Annotated in this window: 4 protein-coding genes; 3 read left to right on the forward strand and 1 reads right to left on the reverse strand. The window is 71.6% G+C overall.

Annotated features, from left to right (window positions below; genetic code table 11):
* The coding region (locus tag AN216_RS27350; RefSeq protein ID WP_170843172.1) for a tripartite tricarboxylate transporter permease at nucleotides 1-1231 on the reverse strand (1231 nt) is incomplete at its 3' end.
* Between the two features lie 444 nt (nucleotides 1232-1675).
* Here AN216_RS27350 and AN216_RS19450 point away from each other — a divergent pair.
* The 3 genes from AN216_RS19450 to AN216_RS19460 form a co-directional block, all read left to right on the forward strand.
* Complete coding sequence (locus AN216_RS19450; RefSeq protein WP_070197993.1) at nucleotides 1676-2200, forward strand: DUF6643 family protein; 525 nt, start codon at nucleotides 1676-1678, stop codon at nucleotides 2198-2200.
* Nucleotides 2201-2363: 163 nt separating this feature from the next.
* Nucleotides 2364-2972 (forward strand): Rv1733c family protein, encoded by a 609-nt coding sequence (locus tag AN216_RS19455; protein ID WP_070197994.1) that lies wholly within the window; start codon nucleotides 2364-2366, stop codon nucleotides 2970-2972.
* 89 nt (nucleotides 2973-3061) lie between these two features.
* The coding region (locus tag AN216_RS19460) for a right-handed parallel beta-helix repeat-containing protein (RefSeq protein WP_170843173.1) at nucleotides 3062-4673 on the forward strand (1612 nt) is incomplete at its 3' end.

The following is a 4673-nucleotide window of genomic DNA, read 5'->3' on the forward strand; positions in this document are numbered from 1 at the left end:
GCACCGGCAGTCCGTACCGCCGCATCACCAGCCCGATCAGCCCGATCACCAGCAGAACCACCAGGTCGATGGCCTCGCCGCCGATGGCGTACGCGCCCACCGCCGCGAAGAAGAGGATGCCGGCGTAGAGGTACGGGCGCGGTATCCGCAGAAGCTTGGCCCACACCGGCGCCAGCGGCAGGTTGAGCACCAACAGCAGCACCATGCCGATGAACAACGAGGCGATCAGGCCCCAGACCAGCTCGGTCTCCCGCTCGAAGAGCAGCGGCCCGGGCTGGATGCCGTACTGCTGGAAGGCCGCGAGCATCACCGCGGCGGTGGCGGTGGTCGGCAGCCCGAGGGTGAGCATCGTGCCGACGGTGCCGGCCGCCGAGGCGGACGCCGCCGACTCCGGTCCGGCGACCCCTTCGATGGCTCCCTTCCCGAACTCGTCAGGGTGTTTGGACAGGCGCTTCTCCGTGACGTACGAGAGGAAGGTCGGGATCTCCGCGCCGCCGGCCGGGATCGCACCGAACGGGAAACCGATCGCCGGGCCGCGCAGCCACGGCTTCCAGCTGCGGCGCAGCTCGCCCCTGCCCAGCCAGGGGCGTCCGACCGGGATCGCCTTCTGGGAGGAACGGCGCAGGTGTGCCGCCACCCACAGGGCCTCGCCGATCGCGAACAGCCCGACGGCGACGATGACGACGTCGATGCCGTCGGAGAGCTGCAGGCTGCCGAANCTGATCCCGAAATCCGTCGCGAGCCCCGCCAGTCCACTGGCGTAACCCTGGCCCACCGCCCGGAACTTCCAGGCGCCCTGCCGGCGGTAGAGCTCGCCCAGCACGAACGCCGTCTCGCTGCTGGCGTCCGTGGCCTCGTAGCGGGCGAGTTCGGCCCCGCCGGCCGCGTCCAGCACGCGTACGCACAGACCCGGCACCTGCCCGAAGGTGCCCCCGTCCACGGAAGCGGCGACGACGATCTGCTCGATGCCCGCCTCCACTCGGCTCAGGTCCACCGAGAGCGTGTCGGTGACCGCCGCGCCCTCCGGCCGCTTCCCCTCGTGGCGCACCGCGCCGCCGGGACCCTGCGGTTGGTTGTAGAAGACGAAGTCGTCGTCGGAACGGACCTTCCCGGACGTCAGTTGCAGCGCGGAGGCATCGACGTCCGGTACACCCGGACCGGTGGTCCAACCCAGTTCGACGCGCACCGCCGTCGCGGCTACGGGGACGTTGGTGCCCTTGGCCATGCTCATGGTGATTCCCCTCGAGTCTGCTCGTCGTGCGCCAAGGTGTCGGCGCCCGTGGCGTCCGTGTCAATCTATTCCGCTCCCCCGGGCTGGGGCGAGCGCACGGGCCCGCTGCCCAAGGACGGTACGCACGCGGGGAGATCGTCAAGTGACCTTGACGATTGCGGTTCTTGTATGCGCGGCGCGACCCGATTCCGCGACGGTCCCCCGTATGCCCGAAGAAGCCAGCGTCCACCGCACCCGCACGGGCCCTCGCGATCAGCCGTGCCGGGCTCGGGCACGGACTCCGAACGGAGCGGCCTCCAGAATTCGTTACACAATCTCAATAAAACCGCTGGGGAGAATTGCCCGAATTCATCCCCGTTCTCGCTGGGCATTCCCCTCTTCCACGTGAAACCGAGCACGGTCCGGGCTCCCCAACAGCCCGATTTTGGGCTTAACTTATGGACTATGACCTCCCCCTCTCCCCGTGGTAGCTACGGCGGCGGCTACTACTCTGCGCCACCTGCCGCTGACACTCCGATCTACGACATGCTCGTCGCCGAGCGAGGCACCCCGCAGATCGCGCCGATTCGCGTGCCAGCGGAGTATGACACCGGCAACCAGCTTCCGGCCCTGACCCAGGGCGCGCTGCCCGCGCTGCCCGCCGGCGGTTCGGCCGGGCCCACGCACTACGGCCAGCAGCACACCCCGTCGCACGGTTATCCGCTCGCGGCGCCCAACCCGGCGGTCCCGCCCGCCGCGTCACACCCCGCGCCCCTGCACACGCAGCAACCCGCCATGCCCGGCGCGCACATGCCCCAGCAGCCCCGGATGCCCCAGGGGCAGCAGGGCTACCCGGGCGGTCCCGCCCAACATCCGCAACAACAGCCCCAGATGCGGCCGGTGGCCGCTCCTCGACCGAGCACTCCCCGACAGATGCCCGGTCCCTACCAGCAGCAGTACGGCCAGTCCTATCCGGGTCGGGGCTACTGAAGCCTCCTGCGGACTTCCGCCCGAAGCCCGCCCCGCACGCCGTACACGTGGCCGGCACGCGGGGTCTCCCCACCCGGTCACGGTTGCATACCAGCGACAGGTGCCTCGCAGGACGCCGCGGACTTTCGCGTAAAGTCGGCGTGAGCGAAATGGGGGTGAGGTCGTGCGGGCGATCGTCGGATTGTGGCGCTGGCGCCACAATCCGGTGTGTCGACGCACCGACCGACACGAGGCCGTCCTGGCGCTGTGCGCGGTGGTGCTGATCGTGCTGGGAGCCCCGGTCGTCGGGCTCGCCAGCGGCAAGCTGGCACACGTGGAGCTGCTGGACTACGTGCGTGACCAGCACGCCGAGCGCTATTCCGCCCGCGCGACGGTGCAACAGCTGGCACCCGGCGACCCCGGATCGGAGACGAACTCGGGGAGCGAGCCGCGGGAGGAGGACGGGCTGCGGCGCGTGGTCGCGTTCTGGACCGGGCCGAACGGCATCACGCAGACGGGCACCACGGAGGTCTCCGAACCGGTGCGGCCGGGTGATCGGTTCCGGGTCTGGGTCGACGGGCAGGGCCAGGTCACCAATCCGCCGATGTCCGCCGACTCGGCCTCCTCGCACGCCATGCTGGCCGGCGTGGTTTCCGCCGGTCTGGCAGTCTGCGCCGTGGAAGCCGGACGACGCCTGGCCGTACGCCAGTTGCTCCGACGCCGGTACGCCCGCTGGGATGAGGCATGGGCCCGCATCGGCCCTGATCCGGGCCGCACCGGTCCGGGCAACTGACCGTCATCCGGGGCCCGTAGGCACGCTACGGTGGAGCTGCCCGCGAGGGCACGCAGCTCAGATCGCACGAAGTGAGGACGCAGCAGTCCATGGGACAGGCCCCGGTCCAGGTCACGCACACCGGAACAGCGCGCTGGCGGCGGCGCACCGGAGAGTACGGTTCGCTGACCGCGGCCGTGCAAGCCGCCGCCGACGGCGACGTGATCACCGTCAGCCCCGGCACGTACCGGGAGAACCTGGTGCTCGACCGAGCGGTCACGGTGCGCGGACCCGAGCGGTCCGGTAGCGGTTCGGTGCGGATCGCGCCGACCGAGGGCGTCGCGCTCACCCTGCGAGCCTCGGGCACGGTGCATGACCTCCAACTGGAGGGCCAGGACGCCTCCGCCCCGGCCTTGTTGGTGGAGGACGGCGCTCCGGAGGTGTCCCGGATACGCGTGCTGACCCGCTCGGCCTCGGGTGTGGAGGTGCGTGGTGGCGCCCGACCGATGGTGCGCCGCTGCGTGGTGGACAATCCGGCCGGTACGGGGATCGCCGTCTGCGGCGACGCGGGCGGGGTCTACGAGGAGTGCGAGATCGTCGCCGCCGGCCAGGCGGGGATCTCCGTGCGCGACGGCGCGCATCCGCGACTGGAGCGCTGCCGGCTGCACCACGCCTCGGGCGCCGGGCTCTCTGTGCACGGCGACGGCAGCGCGGTGGAGGCCGTGGGCTGCGAGGTGTACGAGATCAAGGGTGCCGGGGTGCAGGTCACCTCCCGGGCGACCGGCCACCTCACCGGCTGCCGGGTGCACCGTACTTCGGCCGACGGCGTCACCCTGGACACCGACGCCGTCCTCACCCTCGCCGACTGCGAGATCCACGACATCCCGGAGAACGCCGTCGACCTGCGCTCCCGCTCGGTCCTGACGCTCACCCGCTCCACGGTGCGCAGGTTCGGCCGGAACGGCCTGTCGGTCTGGGACCCCGGCACCCGGGTGGACGCCAACAGCTGCGAGGTGCACGAGAGTACGGGCGACTACCCGGCCGTGTGGGTCAGTGACGGCGCCTCGGCGGTGCTCGACGCCTGCCGGGTGCACGGCGTACCGGACGCGTTGTTCGTACTCGACCGCGGCTCGCGGGTGGACGTGCTGGACAGCGACCTCTCGCAGGTGCGCGGCACCGCGGTGTCCGTCAGCGACGGGGCGACGGTGCAGTTGGACGACTGCCGTATCCGGGAGGTCGGCACCGGCGCGTGGTTCCGGGACCACGGCACCGGGGGCACCCTGAGCAGCTGCACTGTCGACGGCGCCGCGAGCGGGCTGATCGTGACGAAGGGCGCCGATCCCACCGTGGAGCGCTGCACCGTGACCGGCCCGGAGGAGGCCGGAGTGTACGTCTCCGCCGGCGGACGGGGGACCTTCCACGGCTGCCGGGTGACCGGTTCGCGCGGATACGGCTTCCACGTCATCGACGGCTGTCGTACGACGCTGCGCCGCTGCCGTACGGAGCGCTGCGCGCGCGGCGGCTTCGAGTTCGCGGAGGAGGGGCCGATCGTCGAGGACTGCTCAAGCGATCAGAGCGCGACCGTACTACCTCCGGCCCAGGCCCCGTCGACCCCGAACACGGCGGCGGAGAACACCGGCGGGCTGCTACCCGCCCCGGTCACGCCCGCGGGCGACCCCGTGGACGACGCGCCCCGGACGGCCGGCGCGGTGGAGCGGGCGC

This window comes from Streptomyces oceani (assembly GCF_001751245.1).
GTDB classification, from domain to species: Bacteria; Actinomycetota; Actinomycetes; order Streptomycetales; family Streptomycetaceae; genus Streptomyces; species Streptomyces oceani.

Coding starts and splice junctions, on each gene's coding strand:
- AN216_RS19450 (WP_070197993.1), top strand. CDS start 1,676: ATGACCTCCCCCTCTCCCCGTGGTAGCTACGGCGGCGGCTACTACTCT.